The sequence below is a fragment of the Homoserinimonas flava genome, assembly GCF_054969005.1.
In genome coordinates, this window is sequence record NZ_JBUEQS010000003.1 from 515142 (window position 1) to 541264 (window position 26123).

At 66.9% G+C, this 26123-nt stretch carries 25 protein-coding genes; 15 read left to right on the forward strand and 10 right to left on the reverse strand.

The features are described 5' to 3' along the window. Nucleotides 1–2: 2 nt before the first annotated feature. The gene (locus ACY48M_RS11365) at nt 3–572 is read right to left on the reverse strand and encodes a hypothetical protein (protein WP_462820393.1); all 570 of its coding nucleotides are present in this window, start codon (nt 570–572) and stop codon (nt 3–5) included. A gap of 137 nt (nt 573–709) precedes the next feature. Between ACY48M_RS11365 and ACY48M_RS11370 the strand changes: the two genes are divergently transcribed. The 4 genes from ACY48M_RS11370 (at nt 710) to ACY48M_RS11385 (ending at nt 5245) form a co-directional block, all read left to right on the forward strand. Then, the gene (locus ACY48M_RS11370) at nt 710–1804 is read left to right on the forward strand and encodes a carboxylate-amine ligase (RefSeq protein WP_462820394.1); all 1095 of its coding nucleotides are present in this window, start codon (nt 710–712) and stop codon (nt 1802–1804) included. 68 nt (nt 1805–1872) lie between these two features. Further along, entirely contained in the window at nt 1873–3483 is a 1611-nt protein-coding gene (locus ACY48M_RS11375) for a circularly permuted type 2 ATP-grasp protein (protein WP_462820395.1), read from the forward strand. Continuing rightward, nucleotides 3477–4403 (forward strand): alpha-E domain-containing protein, encoded by a 927-nt coding sequence (locus ACY48M_RS11380; RefSeq protein WP_462820396.1) that lies wholly within the window; start codon nt 3477–3479, stop codon nt 4401–4403. The genes ACY48M_RS11375 and ACY48M_RS11380 overlap by 7 nt, the downstream gene beginning before the upstream one ends. Then, on the forward strand, nt 4400–5245 hold the full coding sequence (locus ACY48M_RS11385) for a transglutaminase family protein (protein WP_462820397.1): 846 nt from the start codon (nt 4400–4402) through the stop codon (nt 5243–5245). Before ACY48M_RS11380 ends, ACY48M_RS11385 begins: the two co-directional genes overlap by 4 nt. 9 nt (nt 5246–5254) lie before the next feature. Here ACY48M_RS11385 and ACY48M_RS11390 read toward each other — a convergent pair whose 3' ends face one another. Beyond that, nucleotides 5255–6604 carry an MFS transporter gene (locus ACY48M_RS11390; RefSeq protein ID WP_462820398.1) on the reverse strand — a complete coding sequence of 450 codons (1350 nt, stop codon included), beginning with the start codon at nt 6602–6604 and terminating at the stop codon, nt 5255–5257. Nucleotides 6605–6635: 31 nt separating this feature from the next. After that, nucleotides 6636–7040: a MarR family winged helix-turn-helix transcriptional regulator gene (locus ACY48M_RS11395; protein ID WP_462820399.1), complete on the reverse strand. Its 405-nt coding sequence runs from the start codon at nt 7038–7040 to the stop codon at nt 6636–6638. Nucleotides 7041–7084: 44 nt separating this feature from the next. On the opposite strand from ACY48M_RS11395, the gene ACY48M_RS11400 reads away from it, so the two are divergent. Genes ACY48M_RS11400 through ACY48M_RS11430 form a run of 7 tightly spaced genes read left to right on the forward strand, consistent with a single transcriptional unit; the run spans nt 7085 to nt 13679 of the window. Continuing rightward, complete coding sequence (locus ACY48M_RS11400) at nt 7085–8023, forward strand: alpha/beta fold hydrolase (RefSeq protein ID WP_462820400.1); 939 nt, start codon at nt 7085–7087, stop codon at nt 8021–8023. A gap of 6 nt (nt 8024–8029) precedes the next feature. Beyond that, complete coding sequence (locus ACY48M_RS11405) at nt 8030–9481, forward strand: anthranilate synthase component I family protein (RefSeq protein WP_462820401.1); 1452 nt, start codon at nt 8030–8032, stop codon at nt 9479–9481. A 27-nt stretch (nt 9482–9508) separates the two neighbouring features. Then, nucleotides 9509–10558 carry a lipoyl protein ligase domain-containing protein gene (locus tag ACY48M_RS11410; RefSeq protein ID WP_462820402.1) on the forward strand — a complete coding sequence of 350 codons (1050 nt, stop codon included), beginning with the start codon at nt 9509–9511 and terminating at the stop codon, nt 10556–10558. Further along, nucleotides 10555–11634: a FecCD family ABC transporter permease gene (locus ACY48M_RS11415; protein WP_462820403.1), complete on the forward strand. Its 1080-nt coding sequence runs from the start codon at nt 10555–10557 to the stop codon at nt 11632–11634. The genes ACY48M_RS11410 and ACY48M_RS11415 overlap by 4 nt, the downstream gene beginning before the upstream one ends. Next, nucleotides 11631–12434, forward strand: a complete 804-nt coding sequence (locus ACY48M_RS11420) for a heme ABC transporter ATP-binding protein (RefSeq protein WP_462820404.1) — start codon at nt 11631–11633, stop codon at nt 12432–12434. Before ACY48M_RS11415 ends, ACY48M_RS11420 begins: the two co-directional genes overlap by 4 nt. 17 nt (nt 12435–12451) lie before the next feature. After that, nucleotides 12452–12784 (forward strand): cupredoxin domain-containing protein, encoded by a 333-nt coding sequence (locus ACY48M_RS11425; RefSeq protein ID WP_462820405.1) that lies wholly within the window; start codon nt 12452–12454, stop codon nt 12782–12784. A gap of 31 nt (nt 12785–12815) precedes the next feature. Continuing rightward, nucleotides 12816–13679: a DNA-methyltransferase gene (locus tag ACY48M_RS11430; protein WP_462820406.1), complete on the forward strand. Its 864-nt coding sequence runs from the start codon at nt 12816–12818 to the stop codon at nt 13677–13679. Nucleotides 13680–13690: 11 nt separating this feature from the next. Here the strand turns inward: ACY48M_RS11430 and ACY48M_RS11435 are convergent, their stop codons facing one another. From ACY48M_RS11435 to ACY48M_RS11455, 5 genes are all read right to left on the reverse strand, one after another. Beyond that, nucleotides 13691–14707 (reverse strand): LacI family DNA-binding transcriptional regulator, encoded by a 1017-nt coding sequence (locus tag ACY48M_RS11435; RefSeq protein ID WP_462820407.1) that lies wholly within the window; start codon nt 14705–14707, stop codon nt 13691–13693. Between the two features lie 42 nt (nt 14708–14749). Next, entirely contained in the window at nt 14750–16183 is a 1434-nt protein-coding gene (locus ACY48M_RS11440) for a GH1 family beta-glucosidase (RefSeq protein WP_462820408.1), read from the reverse strand. Then, nucleotides 16184–17167, reverse strand: coding sequence for a carbohydrate ABC transporter permease (locus tag ACY48M_RS11445; protein WP_462820409.1), 984 nt, complete (start codon nt 17165–17167; stop codon nt 16184–16186). It abuts the gene before it with no gap. Next, complete coding sequence (locus tag ACY48M_RS11450) at nt 17164–18183, reverse strand: carbohydrate ABC transporter permease (protein ID WP_462820410.1); 1020 nt, start codon at nt 18181–18183, stop codon at nt 17164–17166. The genes ACY48M_RS11445 and ACY48M_RS11450 overlap by 4 nt, the downstream gene beginning before the upstream one ends. Nucleotides 18184–18442: 259 nt before the next feature. Then, nucleotides 18443–19750, reverse strand: a complete 1308-nt coding sequence (locus tag ACY48M_RS11455; protein ID WP_462820411.1) for an ABC transporter substrate-binding protein — start codon at nt 19748–19750, stop codon at nt 18443–18445. A 239-nt stretch (nt 19751–19989) separates the two neighbouring features. Here ACY48M_RS11455 and ACY48M_RS11460 point away from each other — a divergent pair, with 239 nt between their 5' ends. Next, nucleotides 19990–20838, forward strand: coding sequence for a M15 family metallopeptidase (locus ACY48M_RS11460; RefSeq protein WP_462820551.1), 849 nt, complete (start codon nt 19990–19992; stop codon nt 20836–20838). Here ACY48M_RS11460 and pgm read toward each other — a convergent pair. Further along, nucleotides 20835–22490, reverse strand: coding sequence for a phosphoglucomutase (alpha-D-glucose-1,6-bisphosphate-dependent) (gene pgm, locus ACY48M_RS11465; RefSeq protein ID WP_462820412.1), 1656 nt, complete (start codon nt 22488–22490; stop codon nt 20835–20837). The genes ACY48M_RS11460 and pgm overlap by 4 nt on opposite strands. 34 nt (nt 22491–22524) lie before the next feature. Between pgm and pheA the strand changes: the two genes are divergently transcribed. The 3 genes from pheA to rlmC are packed head-to-tail and all read left to right on the forward strand — an operon-like array spanning nt 22525 to nt 25152. After that, on the forward strand, nt 22525–23472 hold the full coding sequence (gene pheA, locus ACY48M_RS11470) for a prephenate dehydratase (protein ID WP_462820413.1): 948 nt from the start codon (nt 22525–22527) through the stop codon (nt 23470–23472). A gap of 16 nt (nt 23473–23488) precedes the next feature. Further along, nucleotides 23489–23980, forward strand: a complete 492-nt coding sequence (locus ACY48M_RS11475) for a hypothetical protein (protein ID WP_462820414.1) — start codon at nt 23489–23491, stop codon at nt 23978–23980. Further along, nucleotides 23980–25152: a 23S rRNA (uracil(747)-C(5))-methyltransferase RlmC gene (gene rlmC, locus ACY48M_RS11480; RefSeq protein ID WP_462820552.1), complete on the forward strand. Its 1173-nt coding sequence runs from the start codon at nt 23980–23982 to the stop codon at nt 25150–25152. Before ACY48M_RS11475 ends, rlmC begins: the two co-directional genes overlap by 1 nt. On the opposite strand, the gene ACY48M_RS11485 is transcribed toward rlmC, so the two are convergent. Next, the gene (locus ACY48M_RS11485; RefSeq protein ID WP_462820415.1) at nt 25149–26123 is read right to left on the reverse strand and encodes a diacylglycerol/lipid kinase family protein; all 975 of its coding nucleotides are present in this window, start codon (nt 26121–26123) and stop codon (nt 25149–25151) included. The genes rlmC and ACY48M_RS11485 overlap by 4 nt on opposite strands.

Below are 26123 nucleotides of genomic sequence, written 5' to 3' on the forward strand. Positions count from 1 at the left end.
GGTCAGTCGAAGATGTCGGCGACGATTTCGCTGAGGAACGCGCTGCCGTCGCGGTTCACCGACGACTGGTAGATCCAGACCGAGTCGCGCGCGAAGATGACCTCCTCCTGCCCCGGGTTCGGGGCCGTGTTCTCGCAGAGGTCACCGTCAAGCTCGGCCGAGGTCGTGCAGGCGTATCCCTCGGACTCCAGACCGTCGAGAGCGGATGCCACAGCATCGGGTGTCGCGGACTGCACGAGCAGCAGCATCCCGGCGGCCTCGCCGACGATCCAGTCGCAGCCGAGCGCGAGCGTGGCACCCTCCGGTGCCGGACGCACGAAGCCCTCCGCGTTGCTCTGCAGGGTCATGTCGCCGACGGCTGCCGTGCGCGTCGGCTCCGACGCGAGGGCGGCACAGTCGCTTGGGAGCTCTGGTGCAGTCGCGGCATCCGTCGGGCTCGGCGAGGGCGACGGGCTCGCCGTCACCGTCTCGGTGGCGGTGGGCGTCGGGCTGTCACTCCCGGCGGCGCACCCAGAGAGCACGAGCGTGGCGGCGGCCAGTACGATGAGTGCGGTCGTCGTGCGGTTGATCAAGCGCTCATTCCTCTCGTGGTGACGGGTGTCTCGTGCGATCCTAGGTCGCCTGAGGTAACGGTGTGAGCGCGGGGTCGCCTCCTATGCCTACTATTCGCCTGGACCCACTTTTCGTTGTGGCAGACAAGGAGGCCGCGATGGTCACGTTCGGCATCGAAGAGGAGTACTGCTTCCTCGACCCCACCACGCTCGAGCCGCGTGATGTGAGCCCGGCCGTCTACCGGGCCCTCCGAGTCGATCGGGTCGAGAGCCGCAACGTGCAGCGCGAGTTTTTGCTCAGCCAGATCGAACGGCCGACCCCCGTGTGTGAGACCGCCGAGCAGGCGCTCGCCGACCTGCACGCGTTCCGGCTTCGGCTGAAAGATGCCGCGACTTCTGTCGGCGTCGTGGTGGCAGCGACCGGCACCTACCCGAGGCGTGGCGCCGGCAGCGCTATAACGGAGAAGCCGCGGTACCACCGCGTGCGCGACGAATACCGGATGCTCGCGAGGGACTACTACCTCAACGGGCTTCACATTCACGTGCATATCGCCGACCGGGAGTCGGGGGTGCGCGCGCTCAATGCGCTTCGCAGCTGGATGCCCGTCATCACGGCGCTCGGTGTGAACTCGCCCTATTGGGATGGTGAAGACACGGGCTTCGCGAGCTGGCGCACGATCCAGCTGCAGCGGTGGGCGACTCGGGGCACCCCGCCCCACTTCGTTGATGCCGCAGACTACGCGCGACGGAGCGAACGGGTTGTCGGCGTCGGCGGCACCTTCGATGACGCGCTCATCGCCTGGAACATCCGTCTGTCGAATCATGTGCCGACGCTTGAAATCCGCACCCCCGATGTGCAACTCGAGGCGTGGCAGGCGGTGCTGCTCGGCCTGCTCTGTCGTGGTCTGGTTGCGACCGCGCTCGCGGGGGGTGAGCAGCCGCAGCCGCTCGACCCGGAACTCATCGACGCGGCCGTCTGGCATGCCGCACGCGACGGCATCACGACGACCCTGGTGCATCCACTCACGACCGACCTCGCGCCGGCGCGTGTTGTGGTCGATGACCTCGTCGACTATGCGGCGGAGGCGCTTGCCGCCGAGGGAGACCTTGATCGGGTGCGCGGATGGGTCGCGAGGCTCTTTGAGGAGGGCACGGGTGCCGAGCGCCAGCGCTCCGCCTACGAGCGTGGGGGGCTGCCAGCGCTCGCGGCCCTGTTCCACGGAGCGGTGGCGCCCGACGAGGCGGTCGTGTGAGCACACGGTAACCTCCGAGGCACCGCGTCCGAAACACCGGCGCAACACCATTTGCATAGGGTCACAGCATGGACGGGTTGTTCGACGGGTACGGCAAGACCTCTGCCCAGCGCGCCGGAACCCCGGCCTGGGACGAGATGTTCGACGCCGAAGGCACCGTGCGGCCCGGTTATCGTGAGCTCCATGCGGCCCTAGACCGGATGACACAGCACGAGCTCCGCGGACGCACAGAAGCCCTCGCCAGCTCGTACCTCGCACAGGGTGTCACGTTTGACTTTGCCGGCGAAGAGCGGCCGTTTCCGCTCGACGCTGTGCCGCGCATCCTGGAGCAATCCGAATGGGGTCTCATCTCTGCGGGGGTGCGCCAGCGGGTGCTCGCCCTTGAGGCGTTCCTCGCCGACATCTACGGTGCCCAGACGGCGGTGCGCGATGGGGTGATTCCAGCAAAGCTCCTCACCTCGTCGAGCCACTACCATCGCGCCGCCGCCGGAATCGAACCGCCGAACGGCGTGCGCATCCATGTCAGCGGTGTCGACCTCATCCGTGACGAGCAGGGCACCTGGCGCGTGCTCGAAGACAACGTTCGCGTGCCGAGCGGGGTGAGTTACGTCATCTCAAACCGCCGCGTCATGACCCAGACCCTGCCGGAACTCTTTGTGCAGATGAAGGTGCGCCCCGTGGGTGACTACCCGCAGAAGCTGCTCGCGGCGCTGCGGGCGAGCGCTCCCGCCGGTGTCGACGACCCCACCATCGTGGTGCTCACGCCGGGCGTGCACAACTCGGCGTACTTCGAGCACACACTGCTCGCCCGGCTCATGGGCGTCGAGCTCGTCGAGGGGCGCGACCTCTACTGCGCGGGCGGCAGCGTGTACATGCGCACGACCTCGGGGCCGACCCGCGTCGATGTCATCTACCGCCGTGTTGATGACGAGTTCATCGACCCGCTGCAGTTTCGTGCCGACTCCGTGCTCGGCTCGCCGGGGCTCCTCCTCGCCGCCAGACTCGGCAACGTCACGATCGCGAATGCGGTCGGCAACGGTGTGGCCGACGACAAGCTCGTCTACACCTACCTCCCCGAGCTCATCCGCTACTACCTCGGCGAAGCCCCCATCCTCCCCAACGTCACAACGTGGCGACTCGAAGACCCCGAATCCCTCGCCGAGGTGCTCGATCGGCTCGACGAACTCGTCGTCAAACCGGTTGACGGATCCGGTGGCAAGGGGCTCGTCATCGGCCCCGATGCATCCGCCGCCGAGCTCGCAACACTGCGCACCCAACTCATCGCAGACCCGCGCGGGTGGATCGCCCAACCCCTCGTGCAGCTCTCCACGATCCCGACCCTCGTCGACGATGGGATGCGCGCACGTCACGCTGACCTGCGACCCTTCGCGGTGCACGATGGCCGCGACGTCTGGGTGCTGCCTGGTGGCCTCACCCGTGTGGCGCTGCCAGAGGGTGAGCTCGTCGTCAACAGCAGCCAGGGCGGTGGCTCAAAAGACACCTGGGTGGTGGGGCAGAAACACATCCCAGAATGGCCAGTCGGGCCCGACCGACACGGTGCCAGCGCAACCGGCCGGGGGCATGACCACCGGCAGGACCAAGCTCCGATCGACGAATCCTCCTCGGGGCATCGACAGCACGAACAGCAACAACAAAGTCGGGAGGCACGGCAATGCTGAGCCGGATTGCCGAATCACTTTTCTGGATCGGCAGATACATCGAGCGAGCGGATGGCACGGCGAGCGTGCTCGACGCACACCTGCAGCTCCTCCTCGAAGATCCGTGGATCGATGAGAACCTCGCGTGCCGTTCGGTGCTCGAGGTGATGGGCGCGACGGCGCCTGAGGGGATCGAGGTCACGCGCCAGGATGTGCTCGCGATCCTCGCTGTCGACCGCTCGAATCCGTCATCCATCGCCTTCTCGCTCGGCGCGGCCCGCGAGAACGCGCGGCGGGCGCGGGAGATCGTCTCGACCGAGCTGTGGGAGTGCCTCAATACGACGCGTGCGCGCACGCCCCGCAAGGTTGCCGACGACAAGGTGCACGCCTTCATCAGCTGGGTGCGCGAGCGTTCGGCGCTCGCCGTCGGCATCATCGAATCGGCGACCCGGCGCGACGAAGCCTGGTATTTCTTCACCCTCGGCCGCAGCCTCGAGCGCGCCGACATGACCGCGCGACTGCTTTCGACCCGCTCGCTCACTGAAGACAGTGGGCCGTCGTGGACGACCATTCTTCGCAGCTGCGGTGCCTACGAGTCCTACCTCCGCACGCACAGCGGTGCCCCGAGCGCGGTGAAGGCCGGGGAGTTTCTTGTGCTCGATCGGCAGTTTCCCCGCAGCATCCTTTTCTCGATTTCGCGCGCCGAGCACTGCCTTGCCGAGATCGAGCCGCGGAGCGATTACGGTGCCCAAGACCAGAGCCGTCGCATCCTCGGCCAGATCCGCAGCGAACTCGAATACCGTCCCATCGGCGAAATCCTCGCCGACCTGCCCGGCCACATGGACACGGTGCAGCTTGCGACGAGCGCCGTGTCGGAGCAGGCCAGGCTGCGCTACTTTCCCAACGAGGCGGCACCGAGCTGGGTGGGCGAAACCACATGAACCGGTTACGCGTTCGACATCTCACAGGGTTTCGATACTCTCGCGACGTCGCAGCCTCCTACAACGAAGCGCGGATGTTGCCCATCACGACCGACGGCCAGCTCGTGTTGCACTCCCTGCTCGAAATCCACCCCGCGTCGAGCCAGCACGAATACACCGACTACTGGGGCACCCGTGTGTCGTCGTTTGAGGCCCTCACGGCGCACACCGAGCTCTCCCTCACCGCGACGAGCCTCGTTGAGGTGCGACCGCGCGAGCACGCCCACCCCATCCTCGACTGGGACGGACTCGCCGTCGAAGCCGCCAGGCTTGTCTCCACCGTCGAACAACTCGATCAGCGCCCACGCACCGACCCGCCCGCCGATGTCGTCGCGCTCGCGACGCGGATCGCCGCCGAACACGACACCCCCTGCGCAGCGGCACTCGCCATCTGTCGCACAATCGGCGAAGAGATCGAATACATGAGCGGGGTCACGGGCGTGAACTCGACCGCCGCTGAAGCCTGGAAGCAGCGCAAGGGCGTGTGTCAAGACATCGCGCACCTTGCCCTTGGCGCCCTCCGCTCGGTCGGCATCCCCGCGCGCTACGTCTCCGGCTACCTCCACCCGAAGCCCAACCCGGCGATCGGCGAGACCGTGCGCGGCGAATCGCACGCGTGGGTTGAATGGTTCTGCGGCGACTGGCGGGGCTACGACCCCACCAACCTCATCGACATCGGCGATCGGCATGTGCTGGTCGCGCGCGGTCGCGACTACGGCGACGTGCCGCCGTTGCGCGGCGTCTACTCCGGTGGAGACAGCACCTCGATGTTCGTGACGGTGGAGATCACCCGCGAGGCGTGAACCTCGCTGTCACGATCGCTGTGTGTTCGCCTCGACCACCGCGATCTCGCTTGTCGCGGCATCCACCGTCATGGTCTCTTCGATCGTCGCCGTGCGACCGTCGCCTCGGTAGTGCGCTCGCAGGCGTGGTCGTGAATCGCGGTAGTACCGCACGCGGAGGTTGCGGTACCGCACCATCCACCACAGCGTCACGGCCCCGGCGATGAGCCCCGAAATTGCCGCTACGCCGAGCGCCCAGCGTGGCCCCCACAGGTTCGCGACCCAGCCAACGAGCGGTGCGCCGAGTGGTGTGCCGCCCATGAAGATCGCCATATAGAGCGCCATGACGCGCCCGCGCATGGCCGGCTCGGTGGTCGTCTGCACGTAGGCGTTCGCGCTCGTCATCATCGTGAGCGAGGTGACGCCGACGAGGATGAGGGCCGCGGCAAAGGTCCAATACGTCGGCATGAGCGCAGCGGTGATGCAGGCGAGACCGAAGCCGGCCGCGGCGAGAGCAACCACGCGCATCCGTGGGCGGGTGCGACGTGCAGCGAGGAGCGAACCCGTGACCGCGCCGATCGCCATGAACGACGACAGGAGCCCGTAGTCGCCGGGGCCGCGCCCGAACTCCACCGTCACCATCGTGGAGATGAAGATCGCGAAGTTGAAGCCGAAGGTGCCGACGAGCGACACCATCACGAGCGTCACCATGATGTCGGGGCGACCGCGGACATAGCGAAAGCCGTCGCGGATTTGACCCTTCGCCCGCCTCACGCGAGGCGAGGCGAGGAGGTCGCCTCGCCTCATCGCGGCGAGCGCGATGAGCACGGCGGCAAAGGTGAGGGCGTTGATGAGGAACACCCAGCCCGTGCCGACGATGGCGATGAGGATGCCGGCGAGCGCAGGCCCGATGAGGCGCGCACTGTGGAACGACAGCGAGTTGAGGCCCACCGCGTTCACAAGGTCCTTCTCCGCAACGATTTGCGACACAAAGGCCTGCCGCACGGGGGCGTCGAAGGCGGCGACGATGCCGAGGCCGAGCGCGAACGCGTTGACGTGCCACAGCTCGGCGACGCCCGAGATGACCATGAGGCCGAGGCCAAGCCCGAGCGCGCCCATCATCGCCTGCGTGAGGAGGAGGATCTTGCGCCGGTCGAATCGGTCGGCGACGAGACCCGTTATCGGCAGCAGCAGAAGCTGCGGGCCCAACTGCAAGGCCATCGTCACGCCGAGCGCTGCGGCGTCGTAATCGGTGAGCTCGGTGAGCACGATCCAGTCCTGGGCCGTGCGCTGCATCCAGGTGCCGACGTTGGAGACGAGGGCGCCGATGAACCAGAGCCGGTAGTTGAAGATGCCGAGCGAGCGGAACATGGTTCTCATGTGCGACTCCGCCCGTCGGAGGTCGCGGCGGTCACTCGTGCGCCAGCTTGCGAAGCACGGGGTCGGCGGCCTCGAGCAGAGCGAGTTCATCGTCGCTCAGGGCGGCGAGGCGCTCGCTGAACCACGCGTCGCGTCGACGGCGGGTCTCGTCGATGAGGCCGTGGCCGGCGTCGGTGAGGTCGATGATGACTTTGCGCCGGTCGTCGGGTGATGCCGTCCTGACGAGCAGCCCGGCGGCTTCGAGCAGGTTGACGGTGCGATTCATGGAGGGGGCGGTGACGCGTTCGTTGACGCTGAGTTCGCTGAGGGTTCGCGGGCCGTGAAGGTTCAGCGCGAAGAGCACGCTCATCTGGCTGTCGCCGAGGTCGGTGTCTGCGCGTTCTTGCCGGATGCGTCGCGCGAGACGGGCGATGGTGATGCGAAGGTCGGAATCCATAGGTCTTTAGCATAACAAATTAGCTACGCTAATAAAAATCGACAATGAGCGCTGAGCCGCGGCGCAATACACTGAGACACCACCCCAACGCTGGAGGCACAGTGGTTCGATTCACGGCGATTCGCGCAGAACGCACCTTCGTCGACGCGCACGGGGTCACCATCCACTTCTACGAATGGAAGGTGGGGGCGCCGCGGGGCATCGTGCAGATCTCGCACGGCCTCGGCGAACACGCACTCCGATACGAGGCTGTCGCTCAAGAGTTCGTCGCGGCGGGCTACACCGTCTACGCCGACGACCACCGGGGGCACGGACAGACCGGGCACACCCAGTGGGGCGGAGACCTCAGCAAGCTCGGCAAGCTCGGGCCCGGCGGCCTCGCCGCAACCGTCGAAGGGGTCCGGAGCCTCACCCGGCTCATCCGCGAAGAGAACCCGGATGTCCCGCTCGCCATCGTCGGCCACAGCTGGGGGTCACTGCTCACCCAGATCGTCGTAAACGATCATCCGGAGGAGTACGACGCCGTCGTGCTCACCGGCACCGCCTATCGCACGCCCCGGCACATGAACGGCGGCGACCTCAACGCACGACACCAGCATCTGGGCTCGACCGGGTATGAGTGGCTCAGCCGCGACCCCGCCGTGGCAGAGGCATTCGCGGCCGATCCGCTGGCGTTTTCGGCATCCGCCATCAAGCAGTTCGGCCTGCGGGATGCGCTGCGGCTGTTCGGCAAGCCGGGCCGGGACCTCGCTCACGACGTGCCCCTGCTCATCCAGGTGGGCGGCGACGACCCCTTTGGCGGCGAACACAGCGCCGAGCTGCTCGCCCAGGCGTACATCAGCCGCTCGGGGCTGACGGATGTCGAGCTCATCGTCTACCTCGAGGCTCGCCACGAGGTGTTCAACGAGACGAACCGCGACGAGGTCATCGCCGACACGATCGAGTGGCTCGGCCAGCGCCTGCCGGAGCACGCGGGGGAGTAGCCATCGATGACGGCTCAGCCCGAGCTGCTCAGTGCGCCACTCGAACAGCTGGTGTGCGCACCGCGCGTCAGCCACACCCTTGACGCCTGGGTCGATCCAGAGCACCTCTTCGTGGCGCTCGCCGAGTCGTCGCCGCATGCGTTCTGGCTCGATGCCGGGCCGGATGCCGAAGCCGGGTGGTCATACATCGGTGACCTCGAAGGCACGGATGGGGTTGTCGCGCGGAGCGAACCCGATCGCGGTGTCGTGACCCTCACGCAGCCCTCCTCTGGCCGAGTGTGGGAGTCGAGCGAGTCGCTCCTCGAGGTGCTTGCGGGGGGACGCAATGAACCAGCGGGCGAGGCGCCCGCCGTGCTCCGGTGGGCGGGGTGGATCGGCTACGAAACGGGGGCGCGCCTCGCGGGGCTCCCGCATGCTCCCGTCGGGGCCGCCGATTCGGTGATGCTGCATTCACCGAGGCAGGTCGCCTTCGATCACCTGCTCCGTCGCATCCACGTTTCGGTCGTGCGTGGAGACGAAGCGTGGTTCCAGCGCGTTGCTTCGCTCGTCGCTGTGCTCGGTGCTGTGCTCGTGGGCAGCGCGACAGAAGCGCCCCCGGCGGCACCGGTTATCGCGGCCGCGCGGCCCCGCCATGCGCCGGATGAATACCGTCGCATGATCGAGCAGTGCCGCGAGCGCATCGCCGACGGCGACGCCTACCAACTCTGCTTGACGAACCGCTTCGAGACCGTGACAGACGAAGCTCCCCTCACGGTCTACCGTCGGCTTCGGCGCATCAACACGACACGCCACGGTGCCTTCATCCGCTCCGGCGATCAATCGCTGCTGAGCTCGTCACCCGAGCTTTTCCTCTCGCTCACCGCGGAGGGGGAGGTCACGACCAGGCCCATCAAGGGCACCCGTCGCAGGGGTGCGGATGCGAGTGAAGACGACCGTCTGCGAGCCGAGCTTCGGGGCGATGAGAAAGAGTTGGCCGAGAATCTCATGATCGTCGACCTCATGCGCAATGACCTCGCCGAGGTCTCGGTGTTGGGGTCGGTGGCGGTGAGCTCCCTCTTTGAGGTCGAGGCGCATCCGCACGTGTTCCAGCTCGTGAGCACGATTGTCGGGCAGCTTCGCGATGACCGAACGCTCGGTGAGCTGCTGGCACGGTCGTTTCCGGCGGGGTCGATGACGGGGGCGCCAAAACTCGCGGCCATGCGCATCCTTCACGAGCTTGAACGGGGTCCGCGCGGAAGCTATGCGGGTGTCAATGGGTACATCGCCGCTGACGGTTCCGCTCGGCTGGCGATGACCATCCGGAGCATTGTGTTCGAGGGGCGCCGCGTTTCGATCGGCGCCGGCGGCGGCATCACCGCACTCTCTCGCCCAGACTTCGAGATCGACGAAGTGTTCACCAAGAGTGCGCCCATGCTCGCCGCGCTCGGGGCCCAAGAGGCGACACCTTCTGGGCGTTAGGCTTACCTAACAACGAGAGGGGCACGGATGCACGGCGAGTACAAGGTTCCCGGTGGCAAGCTCGTTGTCGTCGACCTCGAGGTCGAGCAGGGGCGCATTGCGAACTTCCGGCTCGCCGGCGACTTCTTCCTCGAGCCAGACGACGCCCTCCTCGACATCAACCGGGCGGTCGAGGGGCTGCCCCACGACAGCGACTCGGCGACGATCGCCGCCGCCATCCGCGCCGCCCTGCCGGAGGGCACCCAGATGCTCGGCTTCAGCCCGGAGGCGGTCGCTATTGCGGTGCGCCGTTCACTCGCGCGCGCGAGCACCTGGACCGACTACGACTGGAAGTTGCTGCATCCAGGCCCCCTGTCGCCCCACATGCACCTCGCCCTCGACCAGGTGCTCACTGAAGAGGTGGGCGAGGGGCGCCGTGGGCCGACCCTGCGCATCTGGGAGTGGAATCAACCGGCGGTCGTCATCGGCAGCTTCCAATCACTGAAGAACGAGGTCGACCTCGATAACGCCGCGAAGTACGGCATCGAGGTCGTGCGGCGCATCTCGGGCGGCGGGGCAATGTTCATGGAGGCCGGCGGCATCATCACGTGGTCGCTGTATGTGCCTGGCGACCTCGTGCAGGGCCTCACCTTCGCCGACTCCTACGCGTTTCTCGACGAGTGGGCGATCGTGGCGCTGAAGTCGCTCGGCATCGACGCGAGCTACCAGCCGCTCAACGACATCACGAGCCCCCAGGGCAAGATCGGCGGTGCCGCGCAGAAGCGCCTCGGCAACGGGGCCGTGCTGCACCACGTCACCATGAGCTACGACATGGACCGTGATCGCATGGTCGAAGTGCTGCGTATCGGTCGCGAGAAGATGAGCGACAAGGGCACCGTGAGCGCCAATAAGCGGGTCGACCCGCTCAAGACCCAGACGGGCCTCAGCCGCGACGCCGTCATCGAACGGATGCTCGGCACCTTCACTTCGCTCTACGGGCTCAGCCCTGACGAGCTCACGTCTGAGGAGCTCGCGAAGGCCGAGACGCTGGTCGAAGAGAAGTTCGCCACCGAGGCGTGGCTGCGCCGGGTGCCGTGACCGAGTCACAGCAGAGATCGGCACCGCGCGCGACCGCCTCCCGGCGTGCGCGGGCGATCACGCTCGCCACCGTGCTCGCGGCAACTCTCGTTGGTGGAGTGCTGCTCTCAGCGAATGTCGGCCAGCTCGCCGTCGCACCGAGTGACGTGCTCGGCTCGCTCCTTCGGGCGATCGGCATCGATACGGCACTGGCGCCCGCCGATCCCATCGTCGAATCGACCCTCTGGGCGGTGCGGTTTCCGCGACTCGTCCTCGGGCTCGTCGTCGGCGCGGCGCTCGCCGTGGCGGGTTCCGTCATGCAGGCGATCTTCGGCAACCCTCTCGCCGAGCCCGGCGTCGTCGGTGTCTCCTCCGGCGCCGCGCTCGGTGCCGCCGCAGCGATCGTGTTCGGCCTCACCGCCTTCGGCAGCTGGACGGTTGCGACCCTCGCCTTCGCTGGCGGCCTGCTCTCGGTGCTGCTCGTGTACTTCGTCTCCCGCGCGAGCGGCCGCACCGAGGTCGTCACCCTTCTCCTCACCGGCATCGCCATCAACGCCTTCGCCGGCGCAGGGCTTGCGCTGCTCATGTTTGCCGGCGACAGCTCCAGCCGGGAGCAGATCGTGTTCTGGCAGTTGGGGTCGATGAACGGGGCACGCTGGCACGAGGTCGGCATCGTGGCATCCGTCACCCTCGTCGGCGTAATCGCCGCGATCGTGCTCGCCCGGCGTTATGACCTGCTCGCCCTCGGGGAGCGGGCCGCCAGGCACCTCGGGGTCGATGTTGAGCGCCTCCGCATTCTCTCGATCCTGATCGTGGCGCTGCTCACAGGCGTCGCGGTCGCCTTCTGCGGCATCATCGCGTTTGTCGGGCTCGTCGTGCCACACATCATCCGCATGGCGATCGGCCCCGCCCACCGCCCCCTCATCATCGCAAGCGCGATCGGCGGCGGCGTGCTCATCGTCTTCGCCGACGTGCTCGCCCGCACCCTCATCGCGGGCGCCGACCTGCCCATCGGCATGCTCACCTCCCTCGTGGGTGGGCCATTCTTCTTCTACCTGCTCTACCGGGCCCGCAAGCAGAGCGGGGGGTGGGCATGATGCGCCAACACCGGGCGGGCGACGTGTGCATCGAAGCGCGCGGCATCGTCGTGCACGCCGGCGGCGGACGCATCGTCGACGAGGTGACCCTCTCGATCGTCGCGGGGGAGGTCATGGCCCTCGTCGGCCCGAACGGTGCCGGCAAGTCCACACTGCTCGGCGTGCTCGCCGGCGACCGGCACCCAGACCACGGCGAGGTGCGCTACGACGACCGGCCCATCGGCGAGTACACCCACCTCGAACTCGCGCAGCGCCGGGCCGTGCTCACGCAAGAAAACACCGTGAGCTTTCCGTTCCGCGTCGCCGAAGTCGTCGAGATGGGCCGCAGCCCCTGGGGTCGCGCCGGCGACTTCGACCGCGACCGCACCGCAATCGCCGCCGCCGTCGCCGCCACGGATGTCACCCACCTCCTCGACCGTCGCTACACCGAACTCTCGGGCGGAGAGAAAGCCCGCGTGTCACTCGCGCGCGTCCTCGCGCAGCAGACCGACGTCGTGCTGCTCGACGAGCCGACCGCCGCCCTCGACCTGCGGCACCAAGAGGAGGTCATGCGCACGGCGCGAGTGTTGGCATCCGAAGGCACAGCGGTCGTGGTGGTGCTGCACGACCTCTCCCTTGCGGGCGCCTATGCCGATCGCGTGGCGCTGCTCGCCGAGGGTCGACTCGTGACGGTCGGGTCACCCGAGCAGGTGCTCACGGCCGAGATGGTCGGCGCGGCATACGGGCTCGAGGTGCGCATCGTCACCGAGCCGGGCACCGGGCGACCGCTCGTGCTGCCGGTGCGCGGGGCCGAACGGTGAGGCGGGTCGGCGCCCTCGTGGCAGTGCTAGCGCTCGCGCTTACCGGATGCGCCGCCACCCCCGAGGGGAGCGGCGAGACGACCACCGTGCAGGTGGCGATGGTGGAGGGCCGCTACGTGCCCGACGTGATTGAGGTGCCGCGCGGCGACCGTCTCGTGATCGAGCTGCGCAACGATGACGCCGATCTCCACGACCTCGTGCTCGAGACCGGGCCCGCCACGGAACGCTTCGGGGAGGGCGGGAGTGAGCGCCTCGACGCCGGCGTGATCAGCGACGACGTGGAGGGGTGGTGCTCGATTCCCCCGCACCGCGAGATGGGCATGGTCTTGAGCATCGTGGCGGTCGACTGACGGGCACCCCTGCCTCTGCGAAGATGGGCATGTGGATGCCCCGTGGACGCCTGACTCACCGAATCTCGTCATCCACGGCGACAACCTTGAGGTGACGACCGCACTGCCGGACGAGTCGTTCACGCTCGTGTACCTCGACCCGCCGTTCAACACTGGTCGCAGCCAGACGCGTCAGTCGACGACGAGCGTGCGCAGTGCCACGGGGGGAATCACCGGTTTCAAGGGCCAGCAGTATGAGCGCATCCGCGGCGACCTGATGCAGTACGACGATCACTTTGAGGACTACTGGTCGTTTCTCGAGCCGCGACTCATGGAAGCGTGGCGGCTGCTCGCCGACGACGGCACCCTCTATTTGCACCTCGACTATCGCGAGGCGCACTACGCAAAAGTGTTGCTCGACGCACTGTTCGGCCGCGAGTGCTTTCTCAACGAGATCATCTGGGCCTACGACTATGGGGCGAAGTCGAAGAGCCGGTGGCCGACGAAGCACGACACGATCCTGGTCTACGTGAAGAATCCCGCGACGTACCATTTCGACTCCGAGGCGGTCGACCGGGAGCCGTACATGGCGCCGGGCCTCGTCACGCCGGAGAAGGTCGCACGCGGCAAGCTGCCGACGGATGTCTGGTGGCACACGATCGTGTCGCCGACCGGCCGCGAAAAGACCGGCTACCCGACGCAGAAACCCGCAGGCGTTCTGCGCAGGATTGTGCAGGCGTCGTCGCGGGAGGGCGACTGGGTGCTCGACTTCTTTGCTGGCTCCGGCACGACTGGGGCAGTGGCGGGGGGTCTTGGCCGCCGCTTCGTGCTCGTCGACCGCAGCGCCGAGTCGATCGAGGTGATCCGTGCGCGGCTCGAGCGGGCCGACATCCCGTTCATCGTTCCCGTCGGTTGACCCGCCGTCGCTCAAACGGAGCTGCGCTCGATGAGGGTCGTGGGGATGATGGTGCTCTTGGGCACATCCTCGCCGTCGATGAGCCGCACGAGCACGTCGGCCATGGTCGAGCCCTGCAGCACGGAGGGCTGGTCGACGGTCGTCAACGGCGGCAGGGCGTTCTTCGCGTAGTAGTCGTTGTCGATGCTCACGACCCCGACCTCGTCAGGCACTCGGATGCCAGCGGTGCGGAGCGCGTGGAGGGCGCCGGAGGCCATTTGGGCGCTCGCCGCGAAGAGCCCATCGAAGGGGATGCCGCGGTCGAGGAGACGCTGCATGGCCGCCTCGCCGCTCGGCGGCGTGAAGTCGCCCTCCTCGTGGAGGTCGGCAGCGAGCCCCGCCGCGGTGAGGGCTTCGCGCCAGCCCTGCACGCGGTCGAGCCCTGACGCCATGTCGTGGGGGCCGCTGATGGTGGCGATCCGGGTCTTGCCTCGGTCGATGAGGTGCTGCGTGGCGGTGCGAGCGGCGGCGACGTTGTCGACGTCGACATAGTAGGTTTCGGTGCTGCCGTGGCTCATGGGGCGGCCGCCGAAAACAACGGGCATGCGGCGTGAGAGCTCGACATACGCCTGGTCATCGCTGTGGTGCGAGAGGATGAGCGCCCCGTCGACGTTGCCCCCCTGCAGGTAGCGCCGGGTTTTCTCCGTCTCGGTTTCAGAGGCGATGAGCAGGCTCAGTGTGTATTCGGTTGTCGCAAGCTGCATGGCGACGCCCTGGATGACGGAGGCGAAGTAGGGGTCGGCGAAGAACTTCGCGGTGTTCTCTGGTATGACGAGGGCGACCGCGTGGGTGCGACGACTGGCGAGCGATCGCGCGGCACGGTTGGGCACGTAGCCGAGCTGGTCGATCGCCGCGGTGACGGCGGCAATGACATCGGCGGTGACGTTGGGGCTGCCATTGACCACGCGCGACACGGTCGAGCGGGAGACGCCGGCGACACGCGCCACCTTCTCGAGTGTGGGAGTGCCGCTATCGAAGTCGATGGTCACAGCACGCCCCCCTTTCTTGCGCCGGCGTTGCGTGCCCCCAGTCTAGGCGCGCACGCGCGCATGCTCGGCGATGATTGCCGCATACTCGTGACCGCTGTCTTTTATGGTGCGCACCTGGGTGGTGTAGTCGACGTGCACGATGCCAAAGCGTTTTTCGTAGCCCCACGCCCACTCGAAGTTGTCGAGCAGCGACCACACGAAGTAGCCACGGACATCCGCCCCTTCGGCGATGGCGTCGGCGATCGCGGCGACGTGCGCGCGAATGTAGTCGGCGCGGTCGGGGTCAGCGACGCGGCCGTCGACCACGGTGTCGCCGTCGTAGGCTGCACCGTTCTCGGTGACGTAGAGCGGCGGCAGGGTCGGATACTCCCTGCCGAGCCGCACGAGCAGGGTGCGGAGCCCGTCGGGGTTGACCTCCCAGCCCATCGCGGTGCGGGGCAGGTCGCGACTCGGAAAAGTGAGGTGTTCCGAGCCGACGAAGGGTGATGAGGTGGGGCGCTCGGTCGGCCGGAGCCCGGCAGGGGTGCCAGCCGGCAGCGGATGCCCGCTCACGTTGTCGTCGTGATAGTGATTGACGCCCAAGAAGTCGAGGGGTGCAGAGATGATGTCGAGGTCGCCTGGTTGGATGCGCTCGGCTAGCCCGAAGTCGCGCACGTCATCGAGCAGGTCGACGGGGTACGCGCCGAGGAGCAGCGGCTCGAGGTACATGCGATTCCAGAGGGCGTCGAGTCTCCTCGCCGCCTCGAGGTCGACGGGGTCGCTTGGGTCGTGGGGCACGGCATTGGTGAGGTTGAGCGTGATGCCGACCTGCAGCTCGTGGCCGGCGCGGGCGCCGAGCTCGCGGAGGGCGCTCGCGGCAAGTCCGTGGCCGAGATGCTGGTGGTGCACCGCGGCGAGCGCAGCGCGCGGGTCTTGCAGGCCCGGAGCGTGTTCGCCGCCCGCATAGCCGATGAGCGAGGAGCAGAGCGGCTCATTGAACGTGGTCCAGTGGCTCACGCGGTCGCCGAGCACGTCGTGCACGGCGGCGGCGTAGTCGCGGAACCGGTAGGCGGTATCGCGGTCGGCCCAGCCGCCCTTCTCTTGCACCGCCTGCGGCAGATCCCAGTGGTAGAGCGTCAGCCACGGCAAAATCCCGGCGTCGAGCAGGTCGTCGACGAGCCGACTGTAGAAGGCGAGACCCTGCTTGTTCACGTCGCGGTCGCCGGGCTTGATGCGCGCCCAGCTGGTCGAGAAGCGGTACGACTGGAGTCCGAGCTGCCGCATGAGCGCGACGTCCTCACGGCTGCGGTGATAGTGATCAACAGCGAGCTCGGGAGTGTCACCACCGGCAACCGCGCCGGGAACGCGAGCGAATGCATCCCAGATCGAATCCTCTTTGCCGTCATCATGGGCCGCGCCTTCGATCTGGGCGGCCGCAGTGGCCGACCCCCACATGAAGTGTTCGGGGAAGGCTCCGGCGTTGATTGTGTGTGGCATCTAGCCCTTCACTGCTCCTTGCATGATTCCTGAGATGAGCTGCTTGCCTGCGAGGAGGAACAGCACGAGGAGGGGGATGGTCGAGAGGATGGCGCCGGTGAGCACGATCGAGAAGTCGATGTAGTAGCCCGATTGCAGCTGACCGAGCGCGACCTGGAGGGTTGGGTTGTTGGGCAGCACGAGCATGGGCCAGAGGTAGTCCGTCCAGGCGGTCATGAAGGTGAAGAGTCCGAGGATGGCCATGGCGGGTCGCGCGGCAGGCAATCCCACATTGATGAATGTCACGAACATGTTCGCCCCATCGACGCGGGCAGCCTCAATGAGCTCGTCCGGGATGACATCGATGAGGTACTGGCGCATAAAGAAGACGCCGAAGGCGGTCACGAGGGTGGGCACGATGACGGCGCCGAGTTCGCCAGTCCACCCCCACTCGCGCATGAGGATGAAGAGGGGGATGATGCCGAGCTGCGTTGGGATGGCCATGGTTGCGATGACGCCGACCATGAGTCCGTTGCGTCCTTTGAAGCGAAGTTTGGCGAACGCGTAGCCGGCGAGGGTCGCAAAGCTCACGACCGAGATGGTGATGATCGACGACACGATGAGGCTGTTGGCGAGCGCCTGCCAGAACGGGATCGCGTCGAACACAGCTGCCGCATTGCTCCAAAAGTTGCCGCCGGGGATGAGGGGCGGCCACGCCGAGCCGAGTGCCTGGTTGTCGCGGGAGCCGATGACGAAGGACCACCAGAACGGATAGGCGGAGCCAAGCAGCACGACACAGAGGATCGCGTAGACGAACCAGCCGGGACGCCGATCGAGGCCGAGCGAGCGGCGCTTCGGTGCGCGGCCACCCCGGTCCCCACGGCCGGGGCTCTCGCGGGGCGGTTCGTCGGCCGATGTCGCAGCGGGGCGGGCTGGCTCGGTGCGGCGCTGTGCTGCGCGGATGCGCTGTGCTGCGCGGATGCGCTGTGCTGGTCGGATGCTCATAGCTTTGCGTCCTCTGCGATGGAGCCGGGGGTGGTGACGGTGTGCTCAGCCGGTTCGCCGTTCGGCCGCCGCCTGAGCCTGCGCCGCGGCCGCCCGTCGCTGCCGGTCGCGATGCGCCGCGAGAGCATGAAGTTGATGAAGCCGATGACGATAATGATGAGAAAGAGAAGCCAGGCGATGGCGGCCGCCTCGCCGAAGTTTTGGCGGAAGAACGCCATCTCCCAGAGGTAGAGCACGGTGGTCTGGAACTGTCGGTGCGAGCCGCCGACGCCGCCCGCCGTTGCGGGGTCGAAGAGCCGCGGCTCGGCAAAGATCTGCAGGCCACCGATCGTCGCGGTGATGATGACGAAGATCATGGTGGGGCGGATGCTCGGAATCGTGATGGACGTGAAGCGACGCACGGCACCAGCACCGTCAAGCGCGGCGGATTCGTGCAGCTCACGCGGCACCGCCTGCATCGCGGCGAGGAGGATGAGGGCGTTGTATCCGGTCCAGCGCCAGTTGACCATGGTGGCGATCGCGAAGTGGCTCGCGAAGGTGTCGCGATGCCAGGCGATGGGTTCGAACCCGAAATTCTGCAACAGGTTGTTGATGAGGCCGTAGTCGTCGCCAAAAAGGTTGCTGAAGATGATGGCCACAGCGACGGGGGTCACGACGTAGGGCAGCAGCACGCTCATGCGCCAGAACGTCTTGCCGCGGATGTTGGTGTCGAGTACGGCGGCGATGATGAGGGCCGCCGTGAGTTGCGGGATCGCCGAGAGCAAAAAGATGCTGAAGGTGTTGAACAGGGAGTTCCAGAAGAAGCGGTCCTCGAGCACTGCCCTGAAGTTGTCGAGGCCGACAAACTCGCCCTGACCCTTGAGCAGATGCCAGTCATAGAGCGAGACAACAAACGTGTAAATGAGCGGGAACAGCCCGACGAGCGCGAACAGGATGAAGAAGGGGGCGATGTAGAGATACGGCGACACCTTCACGTCGAGGCGGCTCAACCGCTGGCTTCGCGTCAGTGTGCTCATGGCATTGCTCTCGCTTCGGGGAGGGTGGTGGGGTGGTGGGGGGGGGGGAGGGGGGGGNAGGGGGCGATGTAGAGATACGGCGACACCTTCACGTCGAGGCGGCTCAACCGCTGGCTTCGCGTCAGTGTGCTCATGGCATTGCTCTCGCTTCGGGGAGGGTGGTGGGGTGGTGCGCGGGCCCCCGACGTGCGGGGGCCCGCGCATACTGCGTTCGGGCGCTAGTAGCTACTGCTCGGTATTCGCTACTTCGCGGCGTCGGCTACTGCTCGACGAGCTCGTTGAGCAGCGTGATGGCCTCGTTCCAGGCCTCCTCGCCGTTCTTCGTGCCTTCATCGACCGACTTCAGCGCTGGGCCGAAGACGTTCTCCTGGATGAGCGAGTCATCCGGACCCTTGAACTGGGCCACGACGCCTTCGGCGCGCGAGGCGAGGATCGAGCCGACGGGAGCATCGTTGAAGAACTCGTTCGGGGCGGCATCGGCAGCGAGCTGCTCCTGTGCCTCGGTCGTCGACGGGAACGTGCCAGCGGCCTCGAACTGCTTGACCTGCTGCTCGGGGGCGGTGAGCCAGGCAGCGAGCGCCGCAGCTTCCTCAGGGTGCTCGGATGACGTCGGCACGGTCAGGAATGCGCCGCCCCAGTTGCCGGCACCGCCGGGAAAGACATCAGCGAAGTCCCAGCCGGTGCTTGCGTCGCCGCCGCCGGCTTCAACCTGACCCTCGACGACACCGAGCATCCAGCCGGGGCAGACGAAGGTGGCGAAGGTGCCATCAACGAAGGCCTTGCCCCCGCCCCAGTCCCAGGCTGCCTGGTCGGCCGAGAGGCCGGACTGTGCGGCGTCGGCGAGCTCGAGGAACGCTGACTTGAGCTCGGAGTTGTCTTCGACGTTGAGTTCACCGTCGGCCGTGTAGTAGCCCTCGTCGAGCTGGTTTACGATCGAGTTCCAGACGAAGCCGGAGTGGTCGAACCAGGCCTTGCCGGTCGCGTCGTAATACTGCTCGCCCAGCTCGAAGTACTGCTCCCAGGTGGCGTCGTCTCCGCCGAAGAGCTCCGCGACGGATTCGCGATCGCTCGGCAGGCCAGCGGCCTCGAAGAGCGCTCCGTTGTAGCAGAGCCCCGTCGGGCCGATGTCGGTGCCGTAGCCGATGATGCGGCCATCGGCGTCGGTGCCCTGCTCGAGCTTCCAGTCGACCCAGCGGTCCGAGATGTCGTCAGCACCGTATTCGCGGAGGTCGACGAACTGGTCGGAGACTTCTTGGATGGCACCGAGCCATCCCTCCTCGACCGCGACGATGTCGGAGAGACCGGAGCCGGCCGCGAGCTTCGTGAACGCGTCGGTGCGGGCGTTGCCGCCCGTGTCAATGTTGGTGGCGTTGATGGTGATGCCGGGGTTGGCGTCCTCGTACTCCGCGTAGAGGTCGTCGTATCCGAAGGTGCCGAACGTGGTGATGGTGAGCTCGATGTCCTCGCCATCGGCGCCTCCGGCTGACGATGAGCATCCGGTTGCGACTAGTGCGAACGCTGCGGCGCCGGCGACGACTGCAGCGGTGGTGCCACGTGAAAGTTTCACGGTCACTCCTTTGTGTGCGTGGTGGGTTTGGGCGCTGAGAGCGCTCCCAAACCGGGGTCGTGGGAGCGCTCCCAACGAATCGAGCCAACCCTAGGGACGCAAAATCACTGTGTCAATAACGAATTCGCGCGCCCACGAAAAACCCCAGTTCAGGGGGAGGAAAATTCTTGGGAGCGCTCCCACGCTGGCGCCCAAAACCCCGCCAAACCACCGCCCAATACACTGTGCACGTGACCACGATGCAACACGCCCGCGGGCCTTCGCCCGCCGCCCGCCGCCGCAGAACGGTTGCCGCGATCATCACCGTGATCGCCGTCGCGGGCGCCACCGTTGTCGGTGTCGCGTGGTGGTCGGACGCTCACGAAGATGCGTTGACCGCGCAGCCGGCAGCGTCTGCGTCATCTTCGAGCACGCCCACAGCGTCGCCGAGTGCCACGCCCGCCGATCCCGACGAAAAGCCGAAGTCATTCTTCAACCGCAGCCTGCATTCGATCGACGACGCAAACAGCATCTGGGTCGTCAGTGACAAGCTGCGCCCGCTCAACCCGATCGACTATGTGCCGCAGGATCTCGTCACGGCGAATGTGCCGTATACGGCAAACGCGCTCCTTAGGGCCGAGGCCGCCACGGCGCTCGAGCAGATGTTTGCTGCTGCCCTCGCGGAGGGCGCCGGCCAGCTCGCGGTGCAAAACGCCTACCGCTCATACGAAACGCAGACGTCGCTGCACAACCGTCTCGTCGGGCAGCTCGGCCTCGAGCGCGCACGGGCGCAGAGTGCCGTTCCCGGCTACAGCGAACACCAGACTGGGCTCTCGGCCGACATCATCGCTTCGCCGCAGGTGTGTTCGATCGAAGCGTGCTTCGGGGAGACGGCGCAGGGCGTCTGGCTCGCCCAGAATGCATGGCGGTTTGGCTATCACCTGCGATACCCGGCCGACAAGACCGAGATCACCGGGTACATCTACGAGCCCTGGCACTTCAGGTATGTCGGACTCGAACTCGCCGCCGAGCTCAACGCGACCGGCATCACGACGCTCGAAGAGTTCTTCGGTCTGCCGGCCGCGCCCGACTACGCGCCAGGCGTTTAGGCCGAGCCCGCGAGGGTCTCGTCGACGATCGCCTTCGCCTCCCGCTGCACGCGCTGCAGGTGCTCCTTGCCCACGAATGATTCCGCGTAGATCTTGTAGACGTCTTCGGTGCCGCTCGGGCGGGCTGCGAACCACGCGTTCTCGGTGACGACCTTCACGCCGCCGATGGCCGCGCCATTGCCGGGCGCCTCGCTGAGCTTCGCCGTGATGGGGTCACCCGCAAGCTCGGTCGCCGTGATCGCATCGCCGGTGAGCTTCGACAGCGCCGCCTTCTGCTCGGTGGTGGCGACAGCATCCGTGCGCTCATAGACGGGGTCGCCGAACTCCTCGACGAGCTCGGCGTAGAGCTGCGATGGCGTCTTGCCGGTCACGGCGAGCATTTCGGCAGCGAGCAGGCACAGCAGGATGCCGTCTTTGTCGGTCGTCCAGACGGTGCCATCGAGACGCACGAAGCTTGCACCAGCACTCTCTTCGCCGCCGAACGCGACCGAACCGTCGAGCAGTCCCGGCACGAACCACTTGAAGCCGACCGGCACCTCGCGCAGCTCGCGACCGAGCGAGGCGGCGACCCGGTCGATCATGGTGCTCGACACGAGCGTTTTGCCGATCGCAGCATCCTTCGACCACTGCGGGCGGTGCTCATAGAGATATTTGATGGCGACGGCGAGAAAGTGGTTGGGGTTCATGAGCCCGCCGTCGGGCGTGACGATGCCGTGACGGTCGGCGTCGGCGTCGTTGCCGGTGAGCAGGTCGAAGTCGTCTTTGTGCTTCACGACGGATGCCATGGCCGACGGCGACGACGGATCCATGCGGATCTTGCCATCCCAGTCGAGGGTCATGAACGCCCACGCGGGGTCGACGACGGGGTTCACCACCGTGAGGTCGAGGTCGTAGCGCTCCTTGATGGCCGCCCAGTAGTTCACGCTCGCGCCACCGAGCGGGTCGGCACCGATTCGAACGCCCGCCCTGCGGATGGCCTCCATATCGATCGCATTCTCAAGGTCGGCGACATACGCGCCGCGGAAGTCGTAGGTTGCGACCGCGGTGGGCTCGGCCATAAGCACATCGGCGTTGCCGCCGGCGATGAGTTCGTTGGCGCGCTCGGCGATCCAACTCGTCGCATCGCTGTCGGCCGGGCCGCCGTGCGGCGGGTTGTACTTGAAGCCACCGTCGCGGGGCGGGTTGTGGCTCGGCGTGATGACGATGCCGTCAGCAAGGCCCGGCCCGCTGTTCTTGTGCTGCGACCCGACCGTCGGCCCGCTGCCGTTGTAGTGGAGGATCGCATGCGAGAGCGCCGGGGTCGGCACGTAGTCGGCAAACTCGTCGACCCGCACATCGATGCTGTTGGCGACGAGCACCTCAAGCGCCGTCGTCTCGGCCGGGCGCGAGAGGGCGTGCGTGTCACGGCCGATGAAGAGGGGGCCGGTGATGCCCTGGCTGCGCCGGTAGTCGACGATCGCCTGCGTGATGGCAGCGATGTGCTGCTGGTTGAACGCGGTGTCGAGCGACGAGCCACGGTGGCCAGAGGTGCCGAACACGACGCGCTGACTTGGCACCGTGACATCCGGTGTGAGGGCGTAGTAGGCATGGATCAGCTCGGCGACGTCGATGAGGTCGCTGGGCTCGGCGGGGGTTCCAGAGCGGTGGTTCATTCCTTTACTGTGGCCCACAAATAGACTCTGTGCCATGCCTGATTTGAAGCCACACGAGACCTTCAGCTATTTGGGTCCTGCTGGCACCTTCACGGAGGCCGCCCTCGCGCAGGTCCCCGAGGCGGTCGGAGCGACCTGGCGCCCCGTCAATAACGTTGGCGAAGCGCTGCGCGATGTGCTCGACGGGCGGAGCACTGCTGCGATGATCGCGATCGAAAACTCGATCGACGGCGGGGTGAGCGCCACACAGGATGCCCTCGCGACGATGCCGGGGTTGCGCATCATCGGCGAGTATCTCGTCAACGTGAACTTTGTGCTCGTGGCGCGGCCGGGCACCACTCTCGCCGACGTCAAGGTCATCAACGCGCATCCGGTCGCCTACGCGCAGTGCAGCGTGTGGCTCGGCGCACACCTGCCCAACCACGCGCACATTCCGGCGTCATCGAATGTCGCGGCGGCCGCATCCCTCTTCGACAATGGCACAGCGGATGCCGCAATCGCCCCGCCCGGCATCACCGCCCACCACGGGGTTGAGGTGCTCGGTGCTGAGATCGGCGACAACCCCAACGCGATGACGCGCTTCGTGTTGGTGAGCCGCACGGTGCCGGTGCCGCCGCGCACGGGCGCCGACAAGACGAGCCTCATCGCCGAGCTGCCAGACGACCAGGCCGGCCGCCTGCTCGAAATGCTTGAGCAGTTCGCGACCCGCGGTGTCAACATGAGCCTCATCGAGTCTCGGCCGATCGGTGATGCCCTCGGTCGCTACCGCTTCGTGATCGACCTCGAGGGGCACATCCTTGACGAACGGGTTGCCGACGCCCTGCTCGGTCTCAAGCGTTTCAGCCCCAACGTGATCTTCCTCGGCTCGTACCCGCGGGCCGACCGACAGAAGCCCGTCGTCGTGACGCGATACGAAGACGCAGCGTTCACTGATGCCCGCGACTGGCTTCGGGGGCTCATCGCTGGCGAACCGGCGAAATAGCCGGGGAGAGGCAGACGTGAGCGACGAGACGAATGTCGACCCGAGGTTCCCTGCCGCCTTCCAGCGAGGCTACAGCGGCGGTGCAGAAGAGGGGTTGGCCCAGCGAAGCGTGATCGGTGCCCCGCCAGCCGCGCAGCGTACCGCTCAGCCCGGCGCAGTCGCCGAGACGGGCAGCGAACCGGAGCCGGCTCCTCAGGAGGCGGCGGCACGCGATCGCGCAGAGGTCGAGCACCCCGAACCGCGGCCAAACCCCTTCGTGATCGTGTTGTGGGTGCTTTCGCTCGGGCTGACGCTCGGCGGCACCGCACTGGTCGTCTGGGTGCAGGGCGGCTCGTACGGCTACTCGGCCGACTTCGAGATCACCTACAACGTCGTGTTGATGCAGACGGTCTACATGCTCGGTGCCCCGATCGTCACGGCTGGTCTCCTCGGCATCATCGGCCTGCTCTTCTGGCACGCGGCAGCGTGGCGTCGGCGCGCGATCGCCGAGCGCTCGCAGCCCTCATGATCGACTGCCACCACTTCGACGCCCGCCGTTGCCGCTCCTGCGCCCTGCTTGAGCAGCCCTACCCCGCGCAGCTCGCGGCGAAGCAGCAGCAGGTGCGCAGCCTCCTCAGCGCGCAGCGCGGGCTCGCCTGGCTGCCGCCAGTGCGGAGCGCCGAAATGGGCTTTCGCAACAAAGCAAAACTCGTCGTGGCGGGTTCTGTCGCACACCCGACCCTCGGCATCCTCGACCGTGAGGGGCTCGGCGTCGACCTGCAAGACTGCCCGCTCTACCCAGACGAGCTCAGCGGATGCTTCGGAGCGCTCGCCGAGTTCGTCACGCGCAGCGGGCTCGAACCCTATGACGTGCCGGGTCGGCGGGGCATGCTCAAGTACTTCATCGTGACGGTGTCGCCGGATGCCGAACTCATGCTCCGCATCGTCGTCGCCCACGAGCGCGCGGTCGAGGTGGTGCGGAGTCAGCTCGGTTGGCTCCAGGCGGTCGTGCCGACCCTTGCGGTCGTGTCGGTGAACATCCACCCGGAACACAAAGCCGTGCTCGAGGGGGAGCGTGAGATCGTGCTCAGCGAACGCGACACCCTGCCGATGCGACTCGGCGCTGCTGTTGGCGGCACCAACGCCACCGGCATCGAGTTGCAGCTGCGCACCCGCAGCTTCTTTCAAACCAACACCGAGGTTGCGCGGGCCCTCTACGCGCAGGCGGTCGACTGGGTCGACGACATCGCACCCGCGTCGCTGTGGGACCTCTACTGCGGGGTCGGCGGCTTCGCGCTGCACTGCGCCGCCCCCGGCCGCAGGGTCGTCGGCGTCGAGACGAGCCCCGAAGCTGTTGAGAGTGCGCGGGCGAGCGCCGCGGCATCCGGCATCGACGCAGAGTTCTGGGCGGCGGATGCCACGGCCTTCGCCACTGAGGCGGTGGCAGCGTCACCAGAGCTCGTCATCGTGAACCCGCCGAGGCGCGGCATTGGCGCCGAACTCGCCGAGCTGCTCGAGGGGTCGACCGTGCAGCACGTCATCTATTCGAGCTGCAACGCTGAATCGCTTGCCCGCGATCTTGCCGCCATGCCGTCATTCACGGCTCGGCGGGGGCGGGTGCTCGACATGTTCCCGCACACGAAGCATTACGAAGTGATGGTGCTCCTCGAGCGAACTGCTGCCTCAGGGGCAGGCGCTTAGGAGTCCACCGGCACCCGAATGGTGATGCCGCCGGGAAGCACGGTCGCCTTCAACGCGACGGCCGTGCCGAATTCGTCACCATCGAGCTCAAACGGCTCGGGCCGATTCAGGCGTGCGACAAACGTCGCCCCCTTGACGTACCGAAGCGTGCGCACCTCTTTGGTCTTGCTGAGGAACTTGCGACCCACCTGCGTGCGCCGCAGCACACCGTTCTCCCACACGATCTTCACCCAGATCTGCAGCCAGCCGATGATCCCCTGCGGTCGCAGCGCGACGACGTCGAAGATGCCGTCATCGACGGCCGCCTCCGGCAGGAGCAGGATGTTGCCGGGCAGCGAACCGCAGTTGCCGACGAGCACGGTGTGGGCTGTCATGGTGCGAGCCGGCGAACCGTCGACACTGAAGCGCATGCGTAGGCGGGTATTGCCGCGGAGCGAACGCACGATCGCATCGACGTAGGCGAGCCAGCCGACCTTCTTCTTCAGCTCAGGGTTGGTGTTCGCAATCATCTGCGCATCGAGACCGACACCGGCCATGACGAGGAACATGAACTTCTCGCGGGAGCCATCCGGTCGCTCCGCCACGAGCTCACCGAGGTCGATGGCGCGATCCTTGCCGGTGAAGGCTGTTTCGACCGAATGCTCAAGGTTGTCGAGCGTGAGGCTGAGGTTGCGGGCGAGCAGATTGCCGGTGCCGGAGGGGAGAAGGGCGAGCCGAGCATCCGTCGTATGAATGCCTTCGGCGACACACCGCACGGTGCCATCGCCACCAGCCGCCATCACCACACTGGCGCCCTGCGCCACCGCATCTTTTGCCTGACCGATGCCGGGATCGTCTTCTGACGTCTCGAACCAGAGCGTCGGCTCCCACCCGGCAGATTCCTCGGCGGACTTCACGACCGCGCGGAGGGCGTCGATGTCGACCTTGATGGGGTTGTAGACGACGGCTGCGCGTCGCGGTGAGGTGGCCAC